The organism is Paenibacillus woosongensis (assembly GCF_030122845.1).
GTDB lineage: Bacteria > Bacillota > Bacilli > Paenibacillales > Paenibacillaceae > Fontibacillus > Fontibacillus woosongensis_A.
Genome location: NZ_CP126084.1, coordinates 709901 through 734631, shown reverse-complemented (window position 1 = coordinate 734631; position 24731 = coordinate 709901). Strand labels below are relative to the sequence as shown.

Genomic DNA, 24731 nt, shown 5'->3' with positions numbered 1-24731 from the left:
CTCTAAATCGTTCATTACGAATGATTTAGAGCTTTTTAACTTTAGTTTGCTGAGATTACTTTAGGGCCGCATATTGGATGCGCCGTTTGGTCTCCTCGACCAGTTCGGCCACGTTATCCTCCAGCCGCGTAACCAGTTCCTCACTGACGTCGAAGCCGCCTTGTTCTGTACGGGCAATATTGGCATCTACCGCGTATACCCCGCCCAGAATATGGCGCGCCCCAAGCGATGATAACACCGGCTTAAGCGAATAATCGATCGACAGCAGATGCGCAAGGCTTCCGCCGATAAAGAGCGGCAGGATGATTTTGCCTGCCAGGCCTTTTTGCGGGACAAGATCCAGGAAGGTCTTCAACACTCCCGTGTAGGAGGCCTTGTACACCGGACTGGCGATAATGACGGCATCCGCTTCGGCCACAAGACCGTTCGCCTTCACGATCGCCTCGCTCTCAAACTTCGTATGGATGAGATCCTCCGGAGGAAGCTCGCCCACATTCACATGATTCACTTCGAAATCCTGCTTCCGCAGCAGCTCATCCGCCAGCTCGATCATCGCCGTCAGACGGGAGCCGGGCGTAGGAGTGCCATTAATAATCGTTACCTTTGGCATATCTATATTCTCCTTTCCTTAGGTTCATTGTCGTTCGCTACTTACTATCATAGCTAGTTTCTATCATAGCTAATTTATCCGTTGTGATCTAATCCTGCGTTCGCAGTGTGAGCTTCCATCGATTTAATTCCGACCAATCAACTCTACTTTACTAAAAATGCTATCAATATTTTCGTCCAAAGTCAATCATCGGCACCCTTGCCTAGGCATACGCATACTCATACTCCAGAAGAATTATTATGATTAATTTTTGGAGGTTTTGCTGTTGAACCCGATGAATCCAATGAGTTCCATACACTCAGCGCACTCAACACATTCAATGCCCCCAATGCACTTAATGCACTTAATGCACCCAATGAATTCAATAAATCCCATAAGCCCGGTAACCCCGATAACTCCGGCTTTACCGATGCATCTGAATGCCCCAATAGCGGCGCACGGCCACAAGCACATGGCACATCCCGCGGATCATGAGCTTCCCATGACGGCAGGGCAGCACATGCATCCTTATCCAGGAGACAGCGGCAACCCCGTTTACCCGTATTATGCCAAGACAACCGTATGCAAAGAACAGCCCATCGCCTTCCCGCCCCAGCATCAGCCGCATCAGCCTGGCCTGGAAAGCTTGATGCATCCCCGTCCGATCTCGGAAAATCCAAACTATCGCGGCAGCTGCAAGCTGAAAGGCAAGGTCGCCATTATCACTGGCGGAGACAGCGGCATCGGCCGGGCGGTTGCAATCGCTTTTGCCAAAGAAGGAGCGGACGTCGTGATCCCCTATTTGTGGGAAACATCGGACGCCCTGGAGACCAAAGCCCGTGTTGAAGAGCTTGGCCAATGCTGCCTCCCTATCAAAATCGATCTGCGGTTCAAGCAAAACTGCGAAGCCGTCGTCCGCAAAACGATCTCCACCTTTGGCAGACTCGACATTCTGGTCAACAATCACGGCGTACAATATCCTCAGCAAAGCATTGCTGATATTTCAGAGCAGCAGCTTTATCAGACTTTTCAAACGAATATTTTTCCGTTTTTCTTTATGGTTCAGGCCGCATTGCCCCATTTATGCCGAGGCAGCTCGATTATTAACACCGCCTCCATCACGGCCTATCAAGGACATAAGACATTGATCGATTATTCATCGACCAAAGGGGCGATCGTCTCGTTCACCCGGTCTCTGTCGCTCTCGCTGATCGACTACGGCATTCGCGTCAACGCCGTGGCGCCGGGCTCGACCTGGACGCCGCTTATTGCCTCCAGTTTCAGCGCAGAGGAGGTTGCCGTCTTCGGTACGGATGCGCCTATCGGACGTGCGGCTCAGCCGTATGAGCTGGCTCCCGCCTATGTATACCTCGCCAGCAGCGATTCCAGCTTCGTTACCGGAGAAGTCGTCCATGTAAACGGTGGAGCAATGGTTACGACATAGAGCAGCGGCATTCCCCTGGTTGACCGCTTTAACGGCCTGCCGCGGGTGGCTAGCTTTTCCTGCGTGCCGGGAGCCGGGACTACCGCTTATGGCGGCAGATTACCAGCGATGGGCTGCAAGCGTTGCAATGCCTATCGCCCTGCAACTCAAGCGCTACAGCGCCTCGATGATGTCTCCGGCAAGCAGGGAGCCGGATGTCCATCGCGCCGAGGCGGCGCGCTCTCCGGCCAGGCCGTGCAGGTAAACGCCCATCGCAGCGGCTTGAATCGCGCTCAGGCCTTGGGCCAGCAGCGAGGCGATGATGCCAGTGAGCACATCGCCGCTTCCTCCGGTCGCCATCCCGGGGTGACCGGTGGTGTTGACGTAGACGCTGCCGTCAGGGTCCGCAACGACCGTGCGGGCCCCTTTGAGCACCAGCGTCACGCCATGCTGCACGGCGAAGCGGCGCGCCAGGCCGAGGCGGTCCCGCTGGACCTCGGCCGTGCTCAGCCCGGCGAGCCGGGCCATTTCGCCGGGATGCGGCGTCAGCACCGTCGCCGCGTCCCGGCGCTGCCACGCTGCCAGGCCTCCGGCCGCAGCGAGGATGTTCAGGGCATCCGCGTCCACGACAAGCGGACGCGGGATGCCCTCCCACAGGGCGCGCAGGAAGCCCGCCTCGCCCGGGAAGCGGCCAAGCCCCGGGCCGATGGCGAGCACATCGCGCGCCTGCATGAGCCGCAGCACTTCGCCTGCGGCGGCCTCGCTCCACGCCCCGTTCCCGTCGTCGGGAACCGGGGCGGTCATGAGCTCGGGCACGGCGCCTGCCGTGTGCGGCAGCAGCGCTGCGGGCAGCGCCCACGTGGCCAGCCCGCAGCCGGCACGCAGCGCGGCCTTGGCCGAGAGCAGCGCCGCGCCGCTCATCGGCAGGCTGCCCGCGGCCAGCAGCACGTGCCCGTACGTGCCCTTATGGCCGTCCGCCTGGCGGATACGGTCCACGCTGACGCCGAGCCCGCTCTGCAGCGAGGCCTCGGTCAGCAGCTGCCCTGCCCCGGGCACATGCGGAGGCAATGCAGCCGGGATGCCGATATAGCGCACCACGACCTCCCCAGCCGCCTCCGCTCCCGGATATTGGGTCAGCCCCGCCTTCATAAAGGCCAGGCTAACCGTCTTCCGGGCCCGGATGCACGGGTCGTGCAGGCTGCCCGTATCGGCGTCAAGGCCGCTCGGGATGTCTGCCGCGATGATCGGCAGACCACTTCCATTCGCTTCGCGGATCAGGGAAGCGTAAGCCCCTCGCGGTGCCCCTTTCGCGCCCGTGCCGAGTAGCGCGTCCACGATCCCGGTGCAGCCGGAGAAAGTCCCGGCCTCACCGGGCGTGTATACCGATCGCGGCAGGCCCAGCCTTTCCGCGATCGCATGCTGCGCCGCCGCATCCCCGCGAAGCGATTCCGGCGGCTCCACATAGAGCAGGCGGACACCAAGACCCGCGTCCGCCAAATGACGGGCACAGACCAGCCCGTCGCCCCCGTTGTTGCCTTTGCCAATCAGGATTAGCCAACATTCCCCGGCCAGCGCCTCTCTATCGCCTGCATCCGAGCGGATCACCTCCCGGGTCGCTTGGATAGCTTGCCAGGCACCATCCTTGGCGTCCGCCGGGTGCTTCTGCCCCTTCCATCCCCATTCGGAATGCTCCGCCGATTGGCGGCCATCGGTTGTACGCAGGCTGTTGGCCCGGCAATAAGCCAGCACCTCCTCAGCGATGGCCCGTCCGGCGTTTTCCATTAAAACCATCGCCGGAATGCCCAGCATTTTTATCGTGTAATGATCGATCTCCCTCATCTGTTCCGAAGTTACCAGCTGCATTGTTACCCCCCTGCCTGCTAACCTGCCTTATTGCTTTTGATCATAACCAAGCCAGCAACATTATTGCTATTCATCATAGCCATGCCAGCAACATCCTGCTTTATTGCTGTTCATCGTAGGCCTGTCCGCAATATCCGGCTTTGTTACTGTTCATCCAGGTCTGCCCTCAACAACCTGCATTATTGCAGCATCCTGATTGAGTGCTTACATCATAAGTATGCCAACGCCTTCCTGCCCATCCCGAACATCTCACATCAGCAGACGCTTTAAATAATAGAACTAATTTTACACCGCTACTAATCTGAACTAATATGCAACCGTAAATCTCGCCTCAGGGAACTGCGGGTCTTCGGCTTCATCCAGCAAAGCCACCGCATAATCCTCTACGGAAATATGGCTCTGATCCCTTTCGTCCGTAACTAAACGGTTCAGGCCAATCCGGAATTGCCCTGTGCGTTTGCCCGGCTCAATGACAGCTGCTGGACTTAATACCGTCCACAGCAAATCGGAGGCTTTGTAGACGTGATAGGCTTCCTCATGCGCTCTCGCCAAAGGCCGGATTTCCTCCGGAAATTCCGGGGTATCCATCAATTGAACGCCCGATTCTGTTTCCAATCCCCCTGCTCCGCCCACGACGATCAAACGGCGGACGCCTCCCCGCTTTACCCCCTCCACCAAGGAACGGGCTGCTTCCGGGAGCTCGTCCTCCTCTCCAAACTGCGGGCCGTATGCGCTAATGACGAGGTCCTTCCCCTCCACGGCCTGTGCAATCGATTCTGGCATCAAAATATCTCCGGTCAGCAAATGAAGCCGCTCCTGCCCCGCCTCAGCCTCAAGCTTGGATGTATTGCGAACGACGGCTGTCACTTCATGTCCGCGCCGCAGCGCTTCCGTCAAAATGGCCTTGCCGATCGTGCCCGTACCGCCGTAAATGACGATTTTCATTTCGAACGCCTTCTCTCTTCTGGTTTTGATGATGCTTTCTATTATAATTATCACAAACCGCCTCGGCTCAAACGTCGCAGGCAACCCCGGACAACAAAAAGGGCCTCTTCCAGGTGCATAGGAGCTGACCACGCCCTCGATTGCGGAAAAAAGTCAGTCTCCTGCTTAGCGGAAGAGGCTTTGTGCATAAAGCGGATGTGTGTAAAGCGGGTGGGCATGAAGCAAAAGCTGTGCTGCACCATCAAATTAAACTGCTTTCGGTTTAAAGTAAGCCGTGCTGGATCAAGAAGCTAAACTGCTCCAGGCCAACATGTGCAGCCATGCTAGATCAAGTAGTTAAGCTGTGCTAACCAAAAGTTAAGCCCTGCGCTAGATCAAGTTGTTAAGCTGCTCCAGCCCAAACTAGGCTCCAACCTTGCCGAGCGCAAAACTGAGGGCCAGGATGACCAGCACGAGAATCGATATCAGCACGAAGCTGTAGTCCTTCTCATGGATAAACGCGAACATGGAGACGAAGACGCGGAATACCGGGGTCAGGATGAGCAGGATCAAGCCGGCCTCGATAATGGCTACGGACTTCAGCTCCACGATACCACGCCAAATTTCCGGCAGGCTCGTCGGGAAGGTATCCCCGGGATAACCGCTGTCCCCGGTAACGAGAAACAGGACTAGGCCGACGACGATCACGAGGCCGGCCAGCACGATGCCGATCCGCAGCATTTTGCTGATGGCGATTTCGACCTCCGCCGCCCGGTCCTGACGGCTTGCTTGTTGTTGCTCTGCCATAGGTTACGCCCCCCATCCTTGGTAGATCATTTGACAGGCTACGTAGATCATGATCGGAATGAATAGCTTGCGAATCGTTTTGCTTTTCAGCCGCTGCATGATCCTGGCTCCGATTGTCGCCCCGATCAACACACCGAGAGCCACCGGGGCCGAAATGACAGGAATGATGTCGCCGCGCAGAAAATAGATTCCCGCACTAGCCGCGGCAGTAACGCCCATCATGAAGTTGCTCGTCGCCGTCGATACTTTGAGCGGCATTTTCATAAAAACGTCCATCGCCATCACCTTGAAGCTTCCGCTGCCGATGCCGAGCAGTCCGGATACTACGCCGGCGCCGTACATGACGCCAAAACCTTCGTACACCCGATCCACGTTATAGGCAATATTTTTGCCAAGCGCTTTATCATAGTACTCTCCGCCAAGCCCCAGCTTCTCTGCCACGGGATGCTGCGGGACGTTCACGGGGATTTCCTCCTTGCCCTTCTTCACCATCGCATAAGCCGAATACAATAGCAGCAGGGCAAAAATGTAATACAAGAAATTCGGCGCAATTAACGCCGCGAGGAACGCTCCCGTAATCGCCCCTACCGTCGTGGCAATTTCCAGGAACATGCCTACCCTCACATTCGTGATTCGGTCTCTTATGTAGGCTACGGCCGAGCCGCTGGAAGTCGCGATAACCGAAATCAGACTGGCTCCGATCGCATGGTTAATTTCCACTCCGAACAGCAGTGTCAGTGCCGGAGTAACGACGATTCCACCGCCAAGACCGAGAATAGAGCCTACAATTCCGGCCAGGATGGCAATCAACAAAATTTCAATGACAGTGGCAGTCAAACAGACATCTCCTTTATTCATCAGTTCAGGGGATCATGCAACAAGCTCAGCTCATGCTGCGCTATTGTGATATCCTCAAATACATCCCGAGAGACGCCGGTGCCGTGTACTGGAAGCCATATTTCAAATACAGCCTGTCTGCCGGCTGATCGGCGATGAGGCTGACATAGGCTTCCGGCAGCGCCTCTCTAGCCAGATAGGCCATGATTTCGTCCATGACGAGCCTTCCAAGCCCTTGCCCCTGATAATCCGGACGCACGGCGATATCCACGATTTGCAGAAAACAGCCCCCATCGCCTACAACTCTCCCCATGCCGATGAGCTCATTTCCAGCATACAAACATACCGCAAAAAGAGAGTTGCCCAAGCCGACCCTGATTCCCTGCTCGCTCCGCGGGCTTAAACCCGCTTGGCTTCTTAGGGCCGCATAATCTCCAGCATCCGGAATCTCCCTTACTACACGAACTTGCTCCCGCTCCACTCTAATTCTCCCTTCTGTTCCGCTGCTGCGGCACCACGTAAAGGTCCTCGTCTTCCTTCCACTCCGCATAGGCCACGTCCTCCAGCCGCTCATAACCGCTCTTCTCCAGCAGCCGCTGCAGCCAGGCTTCGTCTTTGCCGATCATTTGCAGGCTTGTGCGGTCGACCACGCCGTTCTCTACCAGGCAGTAAGACAGGCACGCCTTCTCATTGAAGGTGTCCAAGCCGAGGTCCTTACGCTTGATTGCTTCCTCCTGCGGCCTCTTCATCACGCTAAGCGTTCCGTTAGGTTCAAATATAGCATAAGCGACCTCGCTTATGAAGAAGACTTCATGCTGTCTAAGCAGCATGCGCAGCTGATCGAAGTCCAGTCCGTTTTGGCGCATATGCCGAAGATCCACCTTGCCGTCGCGGATGATGATGGACGGCTTCCCGTCCAGAAAGCCGCGGGTCCGCTTCAGCTTCTGCGATATTTTTTCAGGAAATTTCCTTTTTCCCGAGCAGGCGTGTCAGTACCCACAGCCCGACGAAGCCGATAAATATTTTCAGCGCGATTTTTCCAATAACCATGAGAATCCCCCCCCAAAAGTAAGGTAGTGCTCTCTATATACCCCTTTAGGAGGATCTTGATTTGCAAAAAAATTGCGCTTCGTTGTTTTCAATTCTGGCGCTTGAAAAACGCACCTGACGTATGCAATAGTGGAATGAGGAATATCGAAAGGGTGGTACGGGTGTTTCTCTGGGATTGGATCGCGTGGCTTCAATTGTATACCCCGGCAGCCATAATTATAGCCCCGGCGGTCGTCATATTTGCGTGGCAATATGGCGCTTCCAAGCGAAGAACGGCCTACCGGATTAATGTTCGGCTTGACCGCTTGCACCGCAGCTTGGAGCTGTACACCGCAGCCACGGGGATGCTCCTCCGGGAAGCAGGCAGCCAGCGCGGACTGTCCTCAGCCGAGCATGCCGCGCTGGTCGATAAGCTGCTGGCCTGCAAAGCCGCGCCCTACGTCACCGAAGATTTACTCGCACAAATCGCGGCTTATATGATGGAGGAACGCGACAGCACGCGCCTCTCGCTGCTGCTTAGAACGATTGAGCGCGAGACCGAACGCCTGATGGACGAGCGCAGCGCGCTGCTGGGCCGCGCGGAGAAGCCGGGCTGGGGCTGGACGGTCTGGCAGCAGATCCAGCATGCGCTGCCGTTCGCTTTTACCTTAAGCCTCTTTATCTTGATCCTGTGGTTCCTAGGCTCGCTGGACCTGGCGAGTCAGATGCAAGAAGAACGCTGGGCTGGGCTGTATGTCTGGTCTCGCTTCCTCTCCTGCCTGTTCTCGCTGATCGTGGTGTATCCATTTCTCCGAGGCGGACGCAGGGAGACGTCCAGTTCTTTGCTGCAGCGCTGGCTAGCCGTGGCGATCGGTTTGGCTGCTTTGCTCCATTTCATAGGTTTAGCCTGGGCACCGTATGTTCTTACACTTCAGCTGCTGCTATTCCTGTCTGGGTTTCGTTTTAGCCGCAGCAAGCCGCGCAAGTCGCGCCCCTTCGTGGGCCATTATTTTGAAGAGGACGAACTAGCCTTGCTCCAGGAGCAAATTACGGATTTGCCCGGCCTTGAGATGGATTCCGCAGCGAAGTCCAAAAACTCTCCGCCGGAATGATGCATCCGTTTCGCGAACGCAGGCAAAATAACCCCGATATCTGCTGTCCTCCGAGGTCTGCCGACCTCGAAGCCACCGGAATCGGGGTTGTCTCTTTTTCATATCGCTATAATTTATTTATCTAGTTCCTGACTGACGCAAGGGCCGGGCCGCGTTACGCTGGCTCCCGGAGGACTTGGCAGCGCCGGAGGTTCCCATTTCGTACCGTTTACGCTCTGTACGCTCTACCTGGACAATCTGTCCTTCATGAACGACAATGTTGAGCGACCCGAATTCCATCTCGTCTAACAACCCTGCAATCCGATCCAACCATACATCGTCAACCTTCAATGGTTTTGCCATACTTACTGCCTCCCTCTCCTCGGCAATTCAGCCTGTAATTATTTCGTTTCATGAAAAACAACATTAATGCTGACTTTTTCGTGTGAACCAGCTTTTGAATATCAGGGTCACGAGCGCCAATAACAGCAGCAAGGAAGCTACGGCAAACGACGCCGAGAACTGATACTCGTTATACAAAATTTCCACATGCAGGGGAAGCGTGTTGGTCTCGCCCCGGATATGCCCGGAGACGACGGATACGGCGCCAAATTCCCCCATCGCTCTTGCATTACACAATATGATGCCGTACAGCAGACCCCATTTGATGTTCGGCAGCGTTACTTTCCAGAAGATCTTGAAGCCCCGTGCCCCCAGCATTACCGCCGCCTCTTCCTCCTGCTGTCCTTGATCCTCCATTAACGGGATAAGCTCGCGGGCAACGAAGGGAAAGGTCACGAATAAGGTGGCCAAAATGATTCCCGGCAGCGCGAAAATAATTTTCAAATTATGCTCCTCGAGCCATGGGCCAAACCAGCCGTTGGCACCGTAGACCAGAACGTAGATCAAACCGCCGATTACCGGAGATACAGCAAAAGGTAAATCGATCAGCGTGACGAGCAGCTGCTTCCCGCGGAATTTGAACTTCGTCACGGCCCAGGCCGCGGCGACGCCAAAAATCGTATTCAGCGGCACGGTGATAACGGCGACGAGAAGCGTGAGCTTCAAGGCCGACAGCGCATCCGGGTCGCGGATGGCCTCAATATATACTTCCCAGCCCTTCTTCAGGGCTTCGCTAAGAACGACAACCAATGGCAGAACGATAAGCCACAGCAGCACCAAAACTGCCGCCCCAATCAGAATCCACTTGACAGTGTTTGATTCATTCACCTTGCGCTGCCTGACCGTGGATGGCTTCTTGGCAGATAGCGGTACAGAGCCAGCCATTTCCTGATACCTCCCCGAATACTAATACTGGATGCTTGATGATCGCTTGAATGCCAAATCGTTGGATTGCTTCATCACCGGAATGCTTCATCGCTTGATCATCAAATCGATATTTCCTGTTTCATATGCCTTGCCGTCTAACATCGCCATACATCCCTTACATGACCCGTATCATGGCATCACGTTTTGGACAGTAAAAGCGATGAGACATTGGAGGCGGGCGGTTATGCCCCTGCTATTTTGCCGTCTTGCGTACTCTCCGCTGCAAAGAGTTGATGAGCAGCAGCAGTACAAAAGAAATGATCAGGAGCATGAGAGCCACGGCTGTAGCCCCCGCGTAATCGAACTGCTCCAGCTTCGACATGATGAGCAGCGGGGCGATCTCGGTCTTCATCGGCATGTTGCCGGAAATGAAGACGACTGAGCCATACTCCCCGATCCCCCGGGCGAAAGCTAGGGCAAACCCCGTCATCAGCGGCGGAATCAGCTCCGGCAGAACGACGGAGCGGAACGTCCGGAACCGGCTGGCGCCTAACGTGGAGGCCGCCTCCTCAACCTCGGCATCCAGCTCCTGGAGCACCGGTTGAACGGTTCTGACGACAAAGGGAATCCCTATGAACATCAGCGCCAGGGTGATGCCGATCGGGGTAAAGGCGATTCTGATCCCCAAGGGTTCAAACAGGGAGCCGATCCAGCCGTTCGCCGAATAAATCGCCGTCAGCGATACTCCAGCAACCGCAGTAGGCAGGGCAAAAGGAAGATCAATCATCGCATCGAACAATCCTTTGCCGGGAAATTCATATCGAACAAGCACCCACGCGATCAGCAGACCGAGTGCGGTATCAATCAGTCCAGCCGCTGCCGCGGTGAGGAAGCTGACCTTATATGAAGCAAGTACGCGCGAATCTGTCGCAACATCCCAGAACTTCTCCCAGGTTAGACCCGTAGAGTTTAGCAGCAGCGCAGATAACGGAATCAATACGACCAAACTGATATATAGTACGCTGTAACCCATCGTGATCCCGAAGCCGGGAAGCACCCCGCGCTTTGAAGTGCTACTGTGCATGCAGGTTCATCCTTTCCATCCGTTGCATCCCGCTCGATCACCGCAGGAATGCCCCTCCGTTTGTGCGGTCGGTTTATTTCGGCGCATAAATTTGCGTGAATATGCCGCCATCGCTAAAATGCTTCTGTTGTGCCTCAGCCCATCCGCCAAATTCATCATCTATCGTAAACAGCTTGATTTCCGGGAAAGCATCTTTGTATTTGCTCTTTACACTATCCAGCGTAGGACGGTAATAATTCTCCGCTGCAATCGTCTGGCCTTCCTCCGAATACAGGTACTGCAAATATGCCTCGGCCACTTCGCGGGTGCCTTTTTTATCGGCATTTTTATCAACTACCGCTACAGGCGGTTCAGCCAAAATACTTTCCGACGGGTAGACGATGTCGAACTTATCCGGGCCAAGCTCCTCTACGGACAGCCAAGCCTCGTTCTCCCAAGCCAGCAGCACATCCCCGAGTCCGCGCTCCACAAATGTCGTGGTTGCTCCGCGGGCACCGCTGTCCAGTACCGGAACATGCTCATACAGCTTCTTTACAAACTCTTGAGCTTTGGCCTCGTCATTGTTGTTCTGGTGCAGGGCATAGCCCCATGCCGCAAGGTAATTCCAGCGCGCTCCGCCAGAGGTTTGCGGGTTAGGCGTAATGACCTCGATCCCGTCCTTGACCAGATCATCCCAATCCTTGATACCTTTCGGATTGCCCTTGCGAACGAGGAACACGATCGTCGAAGTATATGGCGAGCTGTTATGCTCGTATTTCTGCTGCCAGCCTTCATCGATTAATCCGGCCTGCTGGATCGCGTCGATGTCATAACCAAGAGCCAGCGTCACGACATCCGCATCGAGACCGTCGATCACCGCCCGGCCCTGCTTGCCTGATCCGCCATGCGACTGCTTGATCGATACCTTCTCGCCCTTCTCCTTCTCCCAATGAGCAGCAAATGCTTTGTTGAACTCGGTATACAGCTCCCGGGTCGGATCGTAGGATACGTTAAGAAGGTTGACCTCTTTGGCCCCGCTTCCCGAATTTCCGCAAGCCGCGGCAACCAGCGATACCGCCAATACGAGACCTGCGATCAACCCTTGCTTCAACACCTTTTTCATAACCACTCACTCTCCCCATCTCTCTTTAAGAAACCTGTCATTATTTCTGCAGAAATGCTCGATGTGCCTCAACTGCTTCTCATGTCAACTGCCTAGCAAAATAGAAAGAGAAACGCCCTATCCCTACGGTCAGACCGAACTGCTACCGTGTCTGCCAAGGCAAGTAGAGCGTTCCTCCGTCCGTACGGTGAGAACATTATTTTATTTATTATTCCTACCTGTTTAGTATGCTATGATTGTATTCTATATGCGCTGGGTTTTCTTGTCAAACACTTTTATTGGAAATGCATTAAAAAACTATAAGAGAAGCTTATATTCCCTTGTGAAGCACATTTTGGGGGGCATTAGTTAATTTAGGTATGCAAAAAAGGACAAGGCCGGATGGCCTTGTCTTTAAATCTTCAGCGGGGGGGGGTGGGGGCGTAGCTTCATGAGGTTTAGAGATTGGTGGGTTGATGGAAACGGTGGGGCTAGTGAGTTTGATGTGTTTGATGTGTTTGATGTGTTTGATGTGTTTGATGTGTTTGATGTGTTTGGTGTGTTTGGTGTGTTTGGTGTGTTTGGTGTGCTGATGAGTCTAATGAGCCAATGACTGAGGGGACTGATGAGACTGATGGGCTCGGCGGTAATTGATGCCGCGGCCCCCTCGGAATTGGATGCTTCCTAACGGACAGGAGATCCGCTATTTGTTGAAATAGCCCTCTTTCATCGGTGCTTGCGGACCCTGGTTCCGTTATTTGGCCAAATGGACTGCCAGAAACATGCTTTTGGGAGCAATAGCGGAACACAGGTCCGTTAGCCCTCTAAATTTCCCGTTATTTCGCAAATAGCGCCCCCTGTGTCCGTTAGGTTCACATATGCCCAGCCACTGCATACTAGCTAACCACTGCTCGCACACCAACCAACTCACTACTTACTACTAGCTAAGCCACTACCCACACTAGTCCACTACTGCTACCTGCCACCAACTTACATCTCACTTCACAGATACCTGTACCCCAATCAAGCCACAGATCAGCGTGCTACCGCGGAACAATCGCGATACAGGAAGGCTCTTTCACCTCCAGCACGCTGTCGGCAGGCGATAGGCTGCCGGTGGCCCGGTCGCGGCCGAGTAAGGTGATGCTGTTGCTAAACTGGTTCGCCACGAGCACATAGTCGTCCAGGACAGCAAAGTTGCGCGGCCACTTTCCGCCAACGCTAGTCCACTCCGGGGCGCTGAGCTGTCCGGTCGAAGCGTCCAGCCTGAAACGGACGATACTGTCATGGCCACGGTTCGATGCGTATATATATTTGCCATCCGGCGACAGATGAATGTCCGCCGCATAGCTCTCTTCGGCAAAGTCCTCGGGCAAAGTGCTTATATGCTGAATAATTTCCAAAATACCATGGGTTGGGTTGTACGCAAACACGGTCACTGTATTGTTCAGCTCATTGATGCCGTAAGCGAATGTGTCGGACGGGTGGATAATGAAATGCCTTGGCCCCGCTCCAGGCGGCAGCGCCACCTCGCGGTGCGTAACGAGCTTGCCGTCTTCCACTCTGTAAACGACGATCTGGTCCAGACCCAGGTCGGACACGAAGGCATATTTGCCATCCTTGGATGGGATTACGCTGTGGGCATGAGCTGCCTCCTGGCGATCCTGGCGAAAGCCGCTGCCGACATGCTGAACAGCCGCCGCCATTTGGGCCAGGCTCCCCTCCCCATCCAATTCAAAGCTGTTGACATGGCCGCTGGAATAGTTGGCGACAAGCAGATGCCCGGAAGGAGACAGCGACAAATGACACGGGCTTGCACCCTCCGTACGCACCGTTTCAAGCAGATTCAGCTTGCCATCCTGCGGATTAATGCCATAGGCAGCGACCTTGCCTTCCTCGCATTCCAAAGCAGCATATAGCCGCATTGTTCCCGTTCCCTCAGCTGCCGGGCTAACAGGGTTGGCCGAATCTTCCGCGGTATCGCTTTCATGTTTCTGCATGATGTGTGCAGCCGCCTGACGCCCTGCATGTTGTTTATCCGCTACGATAAGAAAAGACGGGTTCTCGATGTCTGAGGTGCCGTGAAGGAGACGAAGCTCTCCGCTGTCCGTATTTAAGCTGCAAAGATGGATCCCCGCTTCTTCTCGGGAAGAGTAACCCCCAACATAGAAATACTGTTCCTCTGGCTTAAAGATACTCATAGACTTTCTCCCCCTATTGGTTGGTTGATTTACGAACCTGCCTCAGCCCGCAGCTCCTGAAGCAATCCCTTTACGCGGGATACTTTGATTTCGTCAAAATACCGTTCAAGCTGATCCTCACCTCCGGCAAAAATCCGGTCCATGACCTCACGCATCTTCGAGGATACCTGACAGGGCGATTCCTGGCTGCCCGAGCACCAGCCTGGCTGAAGGGTGCCTCTCGCAAACAGGCGGTACAAGTCGCCAAGGCTGATGGCATTCAAATCGGCGCTGAGCAAGTAGCCGCCGCCCACTCCTTCTTTCGTCGACACATACCCTTGCTTCTTTAGCAGGCTCAGCACCTTGCGGACACGGGCAGGATGCGTAGCCACGCTCGCCGCAATTTTCTCGCTGTTAGCAATGCAATGGGCATTCATATGCAAAAAAAGAAGGCAATGCAGAGCAACTGTAAACTCGCTGTTCATATTCCTTTCCCCTTTCCGTCATATCCTTGAAACACGGGCGCGCCGATGATTTCGCGAGCCTTGGGCTCATTTTTATTTTCCGTATGTGATTTATGTTATAATGGTCTCGCCAACTACACATGTTCAAGAAAGGGACATTCTATGAATATCACCATTCCTTCTTATATGCAGGTTTTTGTAACCGTCGGAGCCATCGTTATGGCTGCACTCGCGTTGCTTATCCGGTTAAAAGCCAGCCGCAGGCCCGTAACGGTCAAGAAGATCATTATTCCGCCGCTAGGCATGACTACCGGCTTCGGGATGTTCATCGTTCCTGAATTCCATATCCCGATTCTTTGGGGCGCCGTCGCCTTTGCCGTAGGTTGGTTATTCTTCTCTTACCCGCTGAATCGCAGCACACAATTCGAACTGATTGACGGCGAGGTATACGCCAGACGCACCCGCGGCTTTGCCTATATCCTGATCGGCTTGCTTGCACTGAGACTCGTCCTGCATGAAGTCGTAGAGCAGTATATCTCCGTGCTTCAGACGGGCTCCGTATTTTTCCTGCTGGCCTACGGAATGATTCTCCGCTGGCGGCTGTTCATGCTTAAGGAATACCGCCGCATTACAGGACAGCTTCATGCCGGTTGACCGATCCAAGCTTCTTTCCAACATATTAAATTTTATATAGGGATGCAATCTTTTTCCACTACATTTTCTCTGCCGCGTCCTTGAACGGCAAACAGGTTATCCGGATGACGCCGACCGTCAACGGGATAACCTGTTTTTGTGATGCCGTAATATACACCCTCATCCTTATGCCCTTGCCTGCCCCTCACTGGGGCGAAGGATCGCCGAACCGATGATCAGCAGCACGAACGCCATGAGCACCAGGATGAGCAGCGGAGTAACGACTCCCTTCAGGCTGCTTCCTGAGGAGAGCAGCTCGATGGCCTCGATCGTCCATTTCTGCGGCACGAAATTAGCTGCCTTCTGCATGTATTCCGGCATGAAGGAAATCGGCCAGAAGCAGCCCCCAATCATGCAGGTCGGGGTAATGATCAGATTATTCAGCATCCCGGCGTTCTGCGGATTGCGAATCAATCCGGCGGCCGCACTTGCGATGCCCATCGCTACGAGCATAAACGCGGCCAGTACGATAAAGTGCAAATGCAGCGGGATGCCGGCATCATATCGCAGCACCCAGCGGCTGAGCATCAATACGACCGTAATCTGGATCAGGCCGACAAAGAAGCTGCCAAGGAAGTTGCCCGCAGCGATCTCCCACGCTCTGACCGGTGCGCTATATATGCGGGCCATCGTCCGCTTGCTGCGGTCCTCCACAATTTGCGTCACCGAGCTGCTGATTAAGCTCATCAGGAACAACAGCGTAAAGCCGGTGACCGTGCTAAGCCCCTCCTTCGGGTAGAGCCGAAGTCCCTGATCGATGGCGGTTACGCGGTGTTTTCCCGTCTCCCGGAACACATCGGCCAGCGCTGCGCTGTCCTGTCCGCCCTCGCCGGCCGCAGTCCTAACCATCCCTGCGGAAGCCACCATCCCCCGTACAAGCCCATCCAGGTTGATTCTGAGGGTAAAGGTCGCCTCGCTTGTTGCCAGATCATATACCTGGAGCTTGGGGAGGCGTCCGGAACGGACTCCTTCGGTGAACCCAGCCGGGATGGCAAAGCCTATCGCGGCTTGTTTGGACAGCAGCGCATCCTTCATCGCCGCATCATCCTCATATTCCTTTAAGGCATAGCCGGGCTTGTCAGCCAGCTCCTCCAGCAGGAACGCGCTGGCCAACCCCTGATCGTGGTCCACGTACGCGATTTGCGACAGCGTCATTTCTTCCTGCCCCAGCAGGGCGATGACGAGAGAGATAACGACGCACGGCAGCAAGATGTAGCCGAGCAGCCCTTTTTTGGTGCCGATCGTTCGTCTTATGACATTCCAGGCAATCGTCAAGCTACTCATGATAACCCACCTTCCGATATGAAACGATGCCAGCGGCAAGCAGCAGGCCGCAGAATAAGCCCAGCATCATCAAGTAATGCATCACTTCGCCCGGATCCGCCCCGAGCATCAAACGCAGTATGGTCTGCATTGCCCAGTGGTTCACCGTAAATTCGCCCATCCGTTGAATGATCTCCATCGGCAGCGGCTGGAACCCCCCGCTCAGAAAAGTCATGACGACGATGACCGTCACGACGGCCGAACGGGCAGCCGCGGATGATTTGGTTAACAAGGTAATGATCACGGCCAGCATCATGGAGGCGATCACTATGAGCAGACAGGTCAGCGCCAGCATCCACAGATGACGGCCCCAGTCCACACCGTAGAACCATGACGTTCCGCAAATAATGACGGCAGCCTGTAAAAAAGCGACCAGGCTGTTCCCGGCGATTTTTCCCATAAATATCTCCAGCGTGCTTACGGGCATCGAATTTAAACGGTACAGCGTCTTCTTGCGCTTCTCTTCGGATAAGCTGATGCTGGCCGACAGTCCCGAGTACAGGAGGAACATGATCAGCATCGCGGCAGCGTAGTATTGAAAAGCGGAATACGTCTCGCCCCCTTCATTCAACGAGGCGGTCTCCACATACGTCGCCTCCAGCCCGCTCATCGTTCCCATGGCCTCTCCAATGCCCTGCGGGCCTAGGGCGATGATCGCTGCCTGCATCCGGTTGACCTCATCCAAATAGGCATGGAAGATCATCTGGGCGACGTAATTTTTCATGCTGTCTTTTCCGGGAATGAACTCCCACTGCGCTTCCTTCCCCGCTGTTACCCGCTCCTCGAAATCAGACGGAATGACGACGCCGAAATCTGCTTCGCCCCGGGTCAAGGCTTCAACCGCTTCTTCGCGGCTCACGGTCTTTTCAATCCGCATTCTTTGTTTAATTTCCGGACTGTTCAAAAACTCGCGAAGCCCTAATCCCACCTCAAGCTCTCCTTGTACAGCTCCCCCGGTATTCGGCTCTACGATCAAGACCCTGGCCTGCTCCACCGAAGCTTCTGCCTCGTCTTTAAAATTGCTGGAGAGGGCGTTGCCCAGAATGAATATAAGCACCATCGGCAGCAAAAATAAGTTCAGTAATACGGCGCGCGTCCGCGTAAGCATCCGCAGCTCGAACCAGGCGATTGTCCATAGCTTCACAGCGTATCCCCCCTAGCCCTAATCCCGCAGCGTACGCCCGGTCAGATTGAGGAACAGCGTCTCTAGCGTCGGCTGCTCGCATACTACAGAATGAATCACGGCGTCATGCTTGGCGCAAATGTACAGAATGTCCTGCAGCTCGTTCTGCGAAGAAGACGTGTACAGTTCCAGAGCATTCTCATTTTCCAGAATCCGGGTGATCCGCGGGTGCTGCTTCAGCTCGGACAATACCGCCTCCCCTAAACCGGAGGCCGTCATAACGATTTTCTCCTCGCCGGCGACCCGTTCCCGGAGCTCCTGCTCCGTCCCGCAGGCAATGACATGGCCTTGATCGACAATCGCTACCCTGTCGCATAAGGAGGCGACTTCCTCCATGTAATGGCTTGTATAGATTACTGTCGAACCCATGCGGTTCAATTCCCGTACCGATTCCAGAATATGATTCCGTGACTGGGGGTCGATCCCCACGGTTGGCTCATCCATAATGATCAGCTTCGGGCGGTGGACGATCGAGCAGGCGATATTGAGCCTCCGCTTCATCCCTCCGGAGAACGTATGCGGCAGCTGCTTGGCCCGCTCCTCCAGACCGACAAACCGCAGCGCTTCCTTCACCCGCTCCTTCAGCTCCCCTCCCCGCAGGCCGTACAATCGGCCAAAAAACGTTACATTGTCCGCCGCAGACATATTTTCATATAAAGCCAGGTCCTGGGGAACGAGCCCGATTCTGCGCTTTACATCGAGCGGCCGCTCCTTGACAGGGATTCCGTCAACCGTAATGCTGCCTTGATCCATCGGCAGCAGCCCGACGATCATGTTCATGGTCGTGCTCTTCCCTGCTCCGTTTGGGCCGAGGAGCCCGAATATTTCCCCGGCTTCGATGGTCATATTCAAGTGATCGACGGACAATTTGTCTCCGTATCTTTTTACGACATTGTTTACTTCTACGAATGCCATCCTGCTTTCGCCCTCCCACGCATCTTTGACTCTGTAGTCATTGTATCAGGCCTCGCTTCCCGCGTAAGGTATCGATGGTCACCAATATAAAATGACGAAAGTCACCATTTGCCGCACCCGAACTCTCAGAGGAATGCTATAATAATTGCATCTTATTTCGATGCAAAGGGTTGAGAACGATGAAGAAGCCTTCGCTTCTTCCTTTTCTGTACGGGATGATTCTGCTCCCGGGATTTTTACATATTTTCCTGCTGCCAAACCCTCCTTATGACCGGTACGTCATCCATATGCTGGCCTTGTTCGCGTTGGCCGTACTGGGGCGTTTCGCGAAGGAGAGCATCCATTTAACGGCTTGGTGCCTTATGCTCATCGCCTATTCAGCGTGGCTTTGCTACATTTATGGCGGACTGGCCAGCCTGTCGGCTCTGGCACCGGTGTTCATCTATTCGACCATGCCCGGCAGGTTCGTGCGACTCAGTCTGTTTGGACTTCATTCCGGCGCAATCTTCTTCACAATGCTGTCCGAGCCGCTGTTCTGGAGGTTCGGCGTGCTGCTGTTTCTATCGTTGCTGGCAGGCATTCTCGCCTATCTCCAGCTGTTCATGGCCAAGCAGGGCGAGCTCCAGCAAAAATACGATGACCTCCGCAGACGGCATTACGAGCTCAATGAGACCCATCGCCGTTTAATGCTGTTCAGCAAGCAGGTGGAAGGCGCGGCCCAGGCCGAGGAGCGGACGCGGATTTCCAGAGAGCTTCACGATGATCTGGGGCACCGCCTGATCCGTGTCAAAATGATGATGGAAGCCGCACTGCATGTCGTTCCTGCTGATCCTGACAAAGGAATGTCCCTGCTTGGGCAAATTCGGGATCAGCTCTCTGCCGGTCTCGACCAGCTGCGTGCCACGGTGCGCCGACTGAAGCCGCCTTCCGAGACGACGGGAATTCAGGCGCTGAGCCTGATGCTGGAGGAAATCGGCCGGGAGAACGGCATCCGGACGACGCTGTCCGTAGAGGGACAGCCTTACCCGTTATATCCAAGCCTGGAGATCATTCTGTATAAAAATGCGCGTGAAGCCCTGACCAATGCGTTAAAGCACGGTCAGCCCGGCGCAGTCGAAATCCGGCTGGCCTACGGGGAGGACGAGGTCCGCATGGCCGTCAGCAATGACGGAGCGGTGTCTCCGCCCCACTGGAATAACAGCAGAACGGCTGGCCTAGGGATGTCGGGAATGCGGGAGCGATGCCAGGTCGCGGGAGGAAGGCTGGAGGTCGAGGTAGAGCCTTGCTTTACCGTAACGACCCGGCTTCCCGTGACGCATCAAGGAGATATTTTATAATCGGGAGTGTGAATAGGCTGCCATGACAAACACAACAACGAACGCAAACGCAGCTGCAGGAGTGCATTTATCCGTATTAATCGTGGACGACGATCCATTCATTCGGGAGAGCTTGTCCCTGCTAATAGGCATGGACCCCCAAATTGAAGTCCTTGGCACGGCGTGCCATGGCCTGGAGGCCGTAAATCAGCTGGAGAGCGGCGGGATGCCTGTGCCGGACGTGGTGCTCATGGATATCCGGATGCCGGAATGCGACGGCGTGGAGGGAACGAAGCGGATCAAGGCGCTTTTTCCGCAAACCTCGGTGCTCATCCTGACCACCTTCGATGATGATGAGTTCATTATCGAAGCCTTGCAAAGCGGTGCCAGCGGGTATCTGCTCAAAAATATCCCGCCCAGCCGGATTATCGAGGGGATCAAAACTGTACATAGCGGCAGCATGCTCATTCATCCAGACATCGCCCGCAAGCTGACCGGAATGCTCCGGGCTGATGCGCACAAAGCTGCGGCTGGGGCTGAACAAAGTGCTGGAAATGCGGCAGGACGGTCCGAGCAGCGTCCGGGTTCGGCTTCTTCCGGCAAGGCTTCTTCCAGTTCGGCTCCTTCCGGCAAGGCTTCTTCCGGTTCAGCTTCTTCCGGCGGGGCTTCTTCCGGATCAGCCTCTTCCAGCTCGGATTCCGCCGCTCCAGCCGACTCCGTGCAGAGCAAATTGCGGGCAGCAGGACTAACCCCAGCCGAGCAAAATGTCGTAGCCTTGATTGCGGACGGCATGTCCAACAAGGAGATTGCCCAAAAGCTGTTCCTTAGCGAGGGTACCGTCAAAAACTACATTACCGACATTCTCGCCAAGCTGCAGGTTCGCGACCGGACGCAACTCGCCATTTTGTATTGGAAAAGCTACAACCAGCTGGGGTGAGCAGATGGTTAGGCTCGGGTAACTAGATGGGCAAGATCAGGTGACTAGATGCATTCATACCAGGGTAACTAGATGTATTTCATGCAGTTAGTTCATCCGTTTTGGGCGGGTCAGAGGGAACTAGCTGCAAAACCTGCATTTAGTTTTAAGGTTTTTCGGCGAATTCGCTCCATTTAGGCAAACTAACTGCATGTTTTACATTTAGCACATGGTTTTTTGAACAAACAGCTTAACTAGCTGTATAAAATACATTTACCAAGCAAAACCAGAGGCTCGATGACCGCCACCAGCGATCTAACCATCTCGCTCCTCAGCCCTCTATAGTATGCAAAAAAGCAGCTGCGCTCCGTTGTTTGGAGCTGCAGCTGCTTTTGCTTGTCGATCAGTGACTAGCTATTCGATTCTTACGCCTTTAGGCAGCGACTTCTGATCCAAGTTTGTGTTCACCAATTGAGGAAGCATACGCATCCCCTTCTCCATTTCCGAGGAACACAGAGGACATGCCGGAGTGTAATCAAACGCAAAATTATCCCTCATCCATCCGTTGCAGCTCTCGCTCGTACAAGACCAGACCGGCGTGTTCTCCTCAGGAATTTCTTCTAACGTTTTTTTACGGTAATTCATGTTCATCCTCCTTGGACGTAATTTCACTATAGACAAACCACGATCAACATCTTCAACAGAACTGCCCTTAACGAGTTCGTTAAGAGCAGCTGAGCCTGCATTAAAGTTTGACTACGTTTTCGGCTTGTGGTCCGCGGTTGCCTTGAACAACGTTAAATTGCACTTGTTGGCCTTCGTCCAGCGTTTTGAAGCCTTCGCCTGTAATCGCGCTGAAATGTACGAATACGTCGTTTCCGCCTTCTACTTCGATAAAGCCGAAGCCTTTCTCAGCGTTAAACCATTTTACTGTTCCAGTTTCCATGAGGATACCTCCTAAAAATATTAACATGTTCATTTTTACAAAAAAAATTCACACATTGAAAAAAGCTCCATCTCACAAGGTGACACTCTTTTCAAAGGGTGAATTTCAGGTATGCCTCACTTGAATCGACCATTTTTAATTATATCCTGACGTCAGGAAAAAAGCAAATGAACTGTAAAAATACGGCAGGGGGCATTTCACCATCTGCATCAATTCAAGGCTTTCGGGGGCAGCCGAACAAATATCCTTGCGCAAGTACAGCGCCGCTGCCGAGGCAAAACTCAACTCATCCCGCCGCTCTGCGCCCTCCCCAGGGGCGATGCTGTGGTTTATTGGGTGAACAGATATAATAATGAGGTAAGCGAAGTCATACCAACGAATGGGGAGGGAATTCAGAGGATGATTGATGCCCATATTCATCTGGATCAGTATAGCGATGCCGATATCAAGCGTATTGTGAAAAATATGCAGTTCAGCGGTATCGAGGGGCTTGTGTGCGTATCCACAAATCTGGAGTCCTCGATGGCTAACCTGGCTCTTGCCGAGCGGTACCCGGGAATCATTCATCCCGCCTTCGGCTATCATCCGGAGAACCCCCTCCCAGATGAGGAGGAGGTCAGCCAACTTTTATCCTGGATGGAGCGCGAGGCCTGCCGCATGATCGCTGTAGGAGAAATTGGCCTGCCTTACTATCTTCGCCGTCAGATGGCCAAGGAAGGCCGCTCCCTCGACCTGGACGCATATGTACAGCTGCTGGAGCGGTTCCTTAGCTTTGCCGGGCAGTATGGCAAACCCGTCGTGCTTCATGCCGTGTACGAGGATGCCGATCTCGCGTGCGATCTATTGGAGCGCTACCGCATTCGCAAGGCTCACTTCCACTGGTTCAAAGGCGCAAAGCATACGCTGCGAACAATGTTCGATCGCGGCTATTACATTTCATTTACCCCAGATCTGCTCTATGAATTAGAAATCATGGAGCTCGCCCGCAGCTATCCCCCTGATCAGGTGATGGCGGAGACGGATGGCCCCTGGCTTTTCGAAGGGCCGTTTGCGGGGCAGCTTACCCAGCCCGCCATGGTGCTGAAGGTCGCCGAAGCTTGGGCCGCCATTCAAGGCATCGCCCCAGAAGAGGCGCGCTGCCGGCTGCGCGAGAATACGAAGCGTTTTTACGGTATATAAACGTAGTTGAAGAGTTTCTTTACTTTGTGCCAAACCCCCGTTCACGCAAAAAGGAAGCCATATGCATTCGCGAAGGCTGTGCGAGCTTATCCGCCATCAGCTCCGACCACGGCGTGTCTTTGGCTCCCCCGGTTCTTTCGCGCAAATACGACGACATGATCTCGTCATACCGTGCAACGTGCTTCTCCGAACCGGATGCGTCATAGCCGTTCCAATGCAGAACCGCCTGCTGCGGCAGCCTTGGACGAAGCACAGGCTGTTGATCCGGGTAGCCGACGCACATCCCGAACACGGGATAGACGAGCTCTGGCAAACCTAGCAGGCTGGCGACCTCGGCGATTTGATTGCGGATGCCGCCGATATACACAATGCCAAGGCCCAATGACTCAGCGGCAACGGCCGCGTTCTGGGCCGCCAATGCGGTATCTACGGTCGCTACGATCAGATTTTCCATGGAGCCTTCGTAGGTTTCCTGATCGGCCCGGTGTTGTTGCGCCGCCATCTTCAATCTCGACAAATCGGCACACCACACCAAAAATACGGGACAGCTGTACACGTACGCTTGATTGCCGCTAAGCCGGGCCAGCTCTGCTTTAAGCGGCTCCTCGGTCACGGCGATCACGCTGTAAGCTTGAACATTGCTGGAGGACGAAGCCGCTTGTCCGGCAGCAATGATCGTTTCGACCTGCTCCCGCGTCAACGCCTGATCCGTAAATTTACGGATGGAGCGGTGGTTAAGCAGCAAGGCCATCGTTTCGTTCATAGACTCCATCGCATCGGTAATATTTTCGTTATTCATCGCATGGCTCTCTCCTTTTCAATCCATTCATGCTTTCTACTCAAAATAACTGAATCACAATATACCCTGCCATGGCCCAGACGATGAGCGCCGACAGCTTATTGATATGACGCAGCAGCCTCCTGCTTGGATCCATGCCGCCAATCAGGCGTCCCATCCAGCACAGCCCCAGAAACCAGACCCACGATACCGCAATGGCTGCGCCGGCAAACAGTGCTTTATCCAATCCCTCGAAGCGAAGCGAGCTCGTGCCGATTACGCCGATTGTATCCAGGATAGCATGGGGATTGAGCAGCGACACGGAAAGTGCGAATACAATTTGTTTACCCGCCGGAAGGCTGGCTTCACCAGCCGCAGGCAAATCCGGACGGCTGTGCCAAATCGACCAGCCCATGTATATCATGAACAGGGCGCCGACAATGAACAGCAATATTTTCAGCCAGGATATCGTTAGAACGATCAGGGAGACCCCGGCAACCGCTAGCACTATCAATAGCGTATCACATAAAGCCGCCGTAATGACCGCAGGCAGGGCGTGGCGAAACTTGCGGTGCCCCGCTCCCTGGTTAAATACGAATACATTCTGCACGCCAAGCGGCAGTATCAGTCCAAATGCCAGGACCAGGCCATAAATCGTCGCTTCCCACATACAATGATTCCTCCGTTTTCTGCAAAAGTTGCTGTTCTCATTGTAAGCAGTAAGAGACGGGTTTGGCTCCAGCCATTTGGATGGATAGCGAACCAACCAAATTATATAATAGGACTAAATAAAACTTGGCATGGTGCCACTGCGCACCTGCACATCGCGACGAAGGAGGAT

29 protein-coding genes are annotated in these 24731 nt (G+C 54.4%); 7 read left to right on the top strand and 22 right to left on the bottom strand.

Annotated features, from left to right (window positions below):
* Positions 1 to 55 precede the first annotated feature (55 nt).
* Positions 56 to 610 (bottom strand): NADPH-dependent FMN reductase, encoded by a 555-nt coding sequence (ssuE, locus tag QNH46_RS03220; RefSeq protein ID WP_283926899.1) that lies wholly within the window; start codon positions 608 to 610, stop codon positions 56 to 58.
* A 218-nt stretch (positions 611 to 828) separates the two neighbouring features.
* Complete coding sequence (locus QNH46_RS03215) at positions 829 to 1038, bottom strand: hypothetical protein (RefSeq protein WP_283926898.1); 210 nt, start codon at positions 1036 to 1038, stop codon at positions 829 to 831.
* 71 nt (positions 1039 to 1109) lie between these two features.
* Between QNH46_RS03215 and QNH46_RS03210 the strand changes: the two genes are divergently transcribed.
* Complete coding sequence (locus QNH46_RS03210) at positions 1110 to 2033, top strand: SDR family oxidoreductase (protein ID WP_283928337.1); 924 nt, start codon at positions 1110 to 1112, stop codon at positions 2031 to 2033.
* Between the two features lie 153 nt (positions 2034 to 2186).
* On the opposite strand, the gene QNH46_RS03205 is transcribed toward QNH46_RS03210, so the two are convergent.
* The 6 genes from QNH46_RS03205 to QNH46_RS03180 all read right to left on the bottom strand — a co-directional run bounded on the left by QNH46_RS03205 (position 2187) and on the right by QNH46_RS03180 (position 7339).
* Entirely contained in the window at positions 2187 to 3875 is a 1689-nt protein-coding gene (locus tag QNH46_RS03205) for an NAD(P)H-hydrate dehydratase (RefSeq protein ID WP_283926897.1), read from the bottom strand.
* 306 nt (positions 3876 to 4181) lie between these two features.
* Positions 4182 to 4820, bottom strand: coding sequence for an NAD(P)-dependent oxidoreductase (locus QNH46_RS03200; RefSeq protein ID WP_283928336.1), 639 nt, complete (start codon positions 4818 to 4820; stop codon positions 4182 to 4184).
* Positions 4821 to 5222: 402 nt separating this feature from the next.
* Positions 5223 to 5606: a DUF1634 domain-containing protein gene (locus tag QNH46_RS03195; protein ID WP_283926896.1), complete on the bottom strand. Its 384-nt coding sequence runs from the start codon at positions 5604 to 5606 to the stop codon at positions 5223 to 5225.
* A 3-nt stretch (positions 5607 to 5609) separates the two neighbouring features.
* Complete coding sequence (locus QNH46_RS03190) at positions 5610 to 6464, bottom strand: sulfite exporter TauE/SafE family protein (protein WP_430691876.1); 855 nt, start codon at positions 6462 to 6464, stop codon at positions 5610 to 5612.
* Positions 6465 to 6504: 40 nt separating this feature from the next.
* Complete coding sequence (locus tag QNH46_RS03185; RefSeq protein WP_283926895.1) at positions 6505 to 6924, bottom strand: GNAT family N-acetyltransferase; 420 nt, start codon at positions 6922 to 6924, stop codon at positions 6505 to 6507.
* A 1-nt stretch (position 6925) separates the two neighbouring features.
* A complete protein-coding gene (locus QNH46_RS03180) occupies positions 6926 to 7339 on the bottom strand; it encodes a DUF421 domain-containing protein (protein WP_347342989.1) in 414 nt (137 codons plus the stop codon).
* 288 nt (positions 7340 to 7627) lie between these two features.
* Between QNH46_RS03180 and QNH46_RS03175 the strand changes: the two genes are divergently transcribed.
* The gene (locus QNH46_RS03175) at positions 7628 to 8584 is read left to right on the top strand and encodes a hypothetical protein (RefSeq protein ID WP_283926893.1); all 957 of its coding nucleotides are present in this window, start codon (positions 7628 to 7630) and stop codon (positions 8582 to 8584) included.
* Between the two features lie 117 nt (positions 8585 to 8701).
* Here the strand turns inward: QNH46_RS03175 and QNH46_RS03170 are convergent, their stop codons facing one another.
* The 4 genes from QNH46_RS03170 to QNH46_RS03155 form a co-directional block, all read right to left on the bottom strand.
* On the bottom strand, positions 8702 to 8926 hold the full coding sequence (locus QNH46_RS03170) for a YezD family protein (protein WP_213591023.1): 225 nt from the start codon (positions 8924 to 8926) through the stop codon (positions 8702 to 8704).
* 63 nt (positions 8927 to 8989) lie between these two features.
* On the bottom strand, positions 8990 to 9850 hold the full coding sequence (cysW, locus tag QNH46_RS03165; protein ID WP_283926892.1) for a sulfate ABC transporter permease subunit CysW: 861 nt from the start codon (positions 9848 to 9850) through the stop codon (positions 8990 to 8992).
* A gap of 235 nt (positions 9851 to 10085) precedes the next feature.
* Positions 10086 to 10916 (bottom strand): sulfate ABC transporter permease subunit CysT, encoded by an 831-nt coding sequence (gene cysT, locus QNH46_RS03160; protein WP_283926891.1) that lies wholly within the window; start codon positions 10914 to 10916, stop codon positions 10086 to 10088.
* Between the two features lie 73 nt (positions 10917 to 10989).
* A complete protein-coding gene (locus QNH46_RS03155) occupies positions 10990 to 12018 on the bottom strand; it encodes a sulfate ABC transporter substrate-binding protein (RefSeq protein ID WP_283926890.1) in 1029 nt (342 codons plus the stop codon).
* A gap of 430 nt (positions 12019 to 12448) precedes the next feature.
* On the opposite strand from QNH46_RS03155, the gene QNH46_RS03150 reads away from it, so the two are divergent.
* Complete coding sequence (locus QNH46_RS03150) at positions 12449 to 12610, top strand: hypothetical protein (protein WP_283926889.1); 162 nt, start codon at positions 12449 to 12451, stop codon at positions 12608 to 12610.
* A gap of 430 nt (positions 12611 to 13040) precedes the next feature.
* Here QNH46_RS03150 and QNH46_RS03145 read toward each other — a convergent pair whose 3' ends face one another.
* Positions 13041 to 14198 (bottom strand): lactonase family protein, encoded by a 1158-nt coding sequence (locus QNH46_RS03145; protein ID WP_283926888.1) that lies wholly within the window; start codon positions 14196 to 14198, stop codon positions 13041 to 13043.
* A gap of 29 nt (positions 14199 to 14227) precedes the next feature.
* The gene (locus QNH46_RS03140; RefSeq protein WP_213591019.1) at positions 14228 to 14662 is read right to left on the bottom strand and encodes an Rrf2 family transcriptional regulator; all 435 of its coding nucleotides are present in this window, start codon (positions 14660 to 14662) and stop codon (positions 14228 to 14230) included.
* 141 nt (positions 14663 to 14803) lie between these two features.
* Here QNH46_RS03140 and QNH46_RS03135 point away from each other — a divergent pair, with 141 nt between their 5' ends.
* Positions 14804 to 15295, top strand: coding sequence for a CcdC family protein (locus tag QNH46_RS03135; protein WP_283926887.1), 492 nt, complete (start codon positions 14804 to 14806; stop codon positions 15293 to 15295).
* Between the two features lie 165 nt (positions 15296 to 15460).
* Here QNH46_RS03135 and QNH46_RS03130 read toward each other — a convergent pair whose 3' ends face one another.
* From QNH46_RS03130 to QNH46_RS03120, 3 genes are read right to left on the bottom strand one after another with little or no spacing between them, the layout of a single operon-like run.
* Positions 15461 to 16618, bottom strand: a complete 1158-nt coding sequence (locus QNH46_RS03130; RefSeq protein ID WP_283926886.1) for an ABC transporter permease — start codon at positions 16616 to 16618, stop codon at positions 15461 to 15463.
* The gene (locus QNH46_RS03125; RefSeq protein ID WP_283926885.1) at positions 16611 to 17801 is read right to left on the bottom strand and encodes an ABC transporter permease; all 1191 of its coding nucleotides are present in this window, start codon (positions 17799 to 17801) and stop codon (positions 16611 to 16613) included. The genes QNH46_RS03130 and QNH46_RS03125 overlap by 8 nt, the downstream gene beginning before the upstream one ends.
* Before the next feature lie 18 nt (positions 17802 to 17819).
* The gene (locus QNH46_RS03120) at positions 17820 to 18755 is read right to left on the bottom strand and encodes an ABC transporter ATP-binding protein (RefSeq protein WP_283926884.1); all 936 of its coding nucleotides are present in this window, start codon (positions 18753 to 18755) and stop codon (positions 17820 to 17822) included.
* A 179-nt stretch (positions 18756 to 18934) separates the two neighbouring features.
* Here QNH46_RS03120 and QNH46_RS03115 point away from each other — a divergent pair, with 179 nt between their 5' ends.
* Entirely contained in the window at positions 18935 to 20092 is a 1158-nt protein-coding gene (locus QNH46_RS03115; protein ID WP_283926883.1) for a sensor histidine kinase, read from the top strand.
* A 22-nt stretch (positions 20093 to 20114) separates the two neighbouring features.
* Positions 20115 to 21008 carry a response regulator transcription factor gene (locus QNH46_RS03110; RefSeq protein ID WP_283926882.1) on the top strand — a complete coding sequence of 298 codons (894 nt, stop codon included), beginning with the start codon at positions 20115 to 20117 and terminating at the stop codon, positions 21006 to 21008.
* A gap of 393 nt (positions 21009 to 21401) precedes the next feature.
* Here QNH46_RS03110 and QNH46_RS03105 read toward each other — a convergent pair whose 3' ends face one another.
* The 3 genes from QNH46_RS03105 to QNH46_RS03095 form a co-directional block, all read right to left on the bottom strand.
* Positions 21402 to 21632: a cold-shock protein gene (locus QNH46_RS03105; RefSeq protein ID WP_019635379.1), complete on the bottom strand. Its 231-nt coding sequence runs from the start codon at positions 21630 to 21632 to the stop codon at positions 21402 to 21404.
* 100 nt (positions 21633 to 21732) lie between these two features.
* Complete coding sequence (locus QNH46_RS03100; RefSeq protein WP_155611761.1) at positions 21733 to 21933, bottom strand: cold-shock protein; 201 nt, start codon at positions 21931 to 21933, stop codon at positions 21733 to 21735.
* Between the two features lie 135 nt (positions 21934 to 22068).
* Complete coding sequence (locus QNH46_RS03095) at positions 22069 to 22353, bottom strand: hypothetical protein (protein ID WP_283926881.1); 285 nt, start codon at positions 22351 to 22353, stop codon at positions 22069 to 22071.
* Here QNH46_RS03095 and QNH46_RS03090 point away from each other — a divergent pair.
* Positions 22333 to 23112 (top strand): TatD family hydrolase, encoded by a 780-nt coding sequence (locus tag QNH46_RS03090; RefSeq protein ID WP_283926880.1) that lies wholly within the window; start codon positions 22333 to 22335, stop codon positions 23110 to 23112. The two genes, QNH46_RS03095 and QNH46_RS03090, sit on opposite strands and share 21 nt — an antisense overlap.
* 19 nt (positions 23113 to 23131) lie before the next feature.
* Here the strand turns inward: QNH46_RS03090 and nfsA are convergent, their stop codons facing one another.
* A complete protein-coding gene (gene nfsA, locus QNH46_RS03085) occupies positions 23132 to 23875 on the bottom strand; it encodes an oxygen-insensitive NADPH nitroreductase (protein ID WP_283928334.1) in 744 nt (247 codons plus the stop codon).
* Positions 23876 to 23951: 76 nt separating this feature from the next.
* Positions 23952 to 24560 carry a LysE/ArgO family amino acid transporter gene (locus QNH46_RS03080; protein ID WP_283926879.1) on the bottom strand — a complete coding sequence of 203 codons (609 nt, stop codon included), beginning with the start codon at positions 24558 to 24560 and terminating at the stop codon, positions 23952 to 23954.
* Between the last annotated feature and the right edge of the window lie 171 nt (positions 24561 to 24731).

Bases quoted from the DNA above. Each gene is read 5' to 3' on its own strand.
- ssuE (WP_283926899.1), bottom strand. From the start codon at position 610: ATGCCAAAGGTAACGATTATTAATGGCACTCCTACGCCCGGCTCCCGT.
- QNH46_RS03210 (WP_283928337.1), top strand. From the start codon at position 1,110: ATGCATCCTTATCCAGGAGACAGCGGCAACCCCGTTTACCCGTATTAT.
- QNH46_RS03205 (WP_283926897.1), bottom strand. From the start codon at position 3,875: ATGCAGCTGGTAACTTCGGAACAGATGAGGGAGATCGATCATTACACG.
- QNH46_RS03200 (WP_283928336.1), bottom strand. From the start codon at position 4,820: ATGAAAATCGTCATTTACGGCGGTACGGGCACGATCGGCAAGGCCATT.
- QNH46_RS03195 (WP_283926896.1), bottom strand. From the start codon at position 5,606: ATGGCAGAGCAACAACAAGCAAGCCGTCAGGACCGGGCGGCGGAGGTC.
- QNH46_RS03190 (WP_430691876.1), bottom strand. From the start codon at position 6,464: ATGAATAAAGGAGATGTCTGTTTGACTGCCACTGTCATTGAAATTTTG.
- QNH46_RS03175 (WP_283926893.1), top strand. From the start codon at position 7,628: ATGAGGAATATCGAAAGGGTGGTACGGGTGTTTCTCTGGGATTGGATC.
- QNH46_RS03170 (WP_213591023.1), bottom strand. From the start codon at position 8,926: ATGGCAAAACCATTGAAGGTTGACGATGTATGGTTGGATCGGATTGCA.
- cysW (WP_283926892.1), bottom strand. From the start codon at position 9,850: ATGGCTGGCTCTGTACCGCTATCTGCCAAGAAGCCATCCACGGTCAGG.
- cysT (WP_283926891.1), bottom strand. From the start codon at position 10,916: ATGCACAGTAGCACTTCAAAGCGCGGGGTGCTTCCCGGCTTCGGGATC.
- QNH46_RS03155 (WP_283926890.1), bottom strand. From the start codon at position 12,018: ATGAAAAAGGTGTTGAAGCAAGGGTTGATCGCAGGTCTCGTATTGGCG.
- QNH46_RS03150 (WP_283926889.1), top strand. From the start codon at position 12,449: ATGAGGTTTAGAGATTGGTGGGTTGATGGAAACGGTGGGGCTAGTGAG.
- QNH46_RS03145 (WP_283926888.1), bottom strand. From the start codon at position 14,198: ATGAGTATCTTTAAGCCAGAGGAACAGTATTTCTATGTTGGGGGTTAC.
- QNH46_RS03140 (WP_213591019.1), bottom strand. From the start codon at position 14,662: ATGAACAGCGAGTTTACAGTTGCTCTGCATTGCCTTCTTTTTTTGCAT.
- QNH46_RS03135 (WP_283926887.1), top strand. From the start codon at position 14,804: ATGAATATCACCATTCCTTCTTATATGCAGGTTTTTGTAACCGTCGGA.
- QNH46_RS03130 (WP_283926886.1), bottom strand. From the start codon at position 16,618: ATGAGTAGCTTGACGATTGCCTGGAATGTCATAAGACGAACGATCGGC.
- QNH46_RS03120 (WP_283926884.1), bottom strand. From the start codon at position 18,755: ATGGCATTCGTAGAAGTAAACAATGTCGTAAAAAGATACGGAGACAAA.
- QNH46_RS03115 (WP_283926883.1), top strand. From the start codon at position 18,935: ATGAAGAAGCCTTCGCTTCTTCCTTTTCTGTACGGGATGATTCTGCTC.
- QNH46_RS03110 (WP_283926882.1), top strand. From the start codon at position 20,115: ATGACAAACACAACAACGAACGCAAACGCAGCTGCAGGAGTGCATTTA.
- QNH46_RS03105 (WP_019635379.1), bottom strand. From the start codon at position 21,632: ATGAATTACCGTAAAAAAACGTTAGAAGAAATTCCTGAGGAGAACACG.
- QNH46_RS03100 (WP_155611761.1), bottom strand. From the start codon at position 21,933: ATGGAAACTGGAACAGTAAAATGGTTTAACGCTGAGAAAGGCTTCGGC.
- QNH46_RS03090 (WP_283926880.1), top strand. From the start codon at position 22,333: ATGATTGATGCCCATATTCATCTGGATCAGTATAGCGATGCCGATATC.
- QNH46_RS03095 (WP_283926881.1), bottom strand. From the start codon at position 22,353: ATGAATATGGGCATCAATCATCCTCTGAATTCCCTCCCCATTCGTTGG.
- nfsA (WP_283928334.1), bottom strand. From the start codon at position 23,875: ATGAACGAAACGATGGCCTTGCTGCTTAACCACCGCTCCATCCGTAAA.
- QNH46_RS03080 (WP_283926879.1), bottom strand. From the start codon at position 24,560: ATGTGGGAAGCGACGATTTATGGCCTGGTCCTGGCATTTGGACTGATA.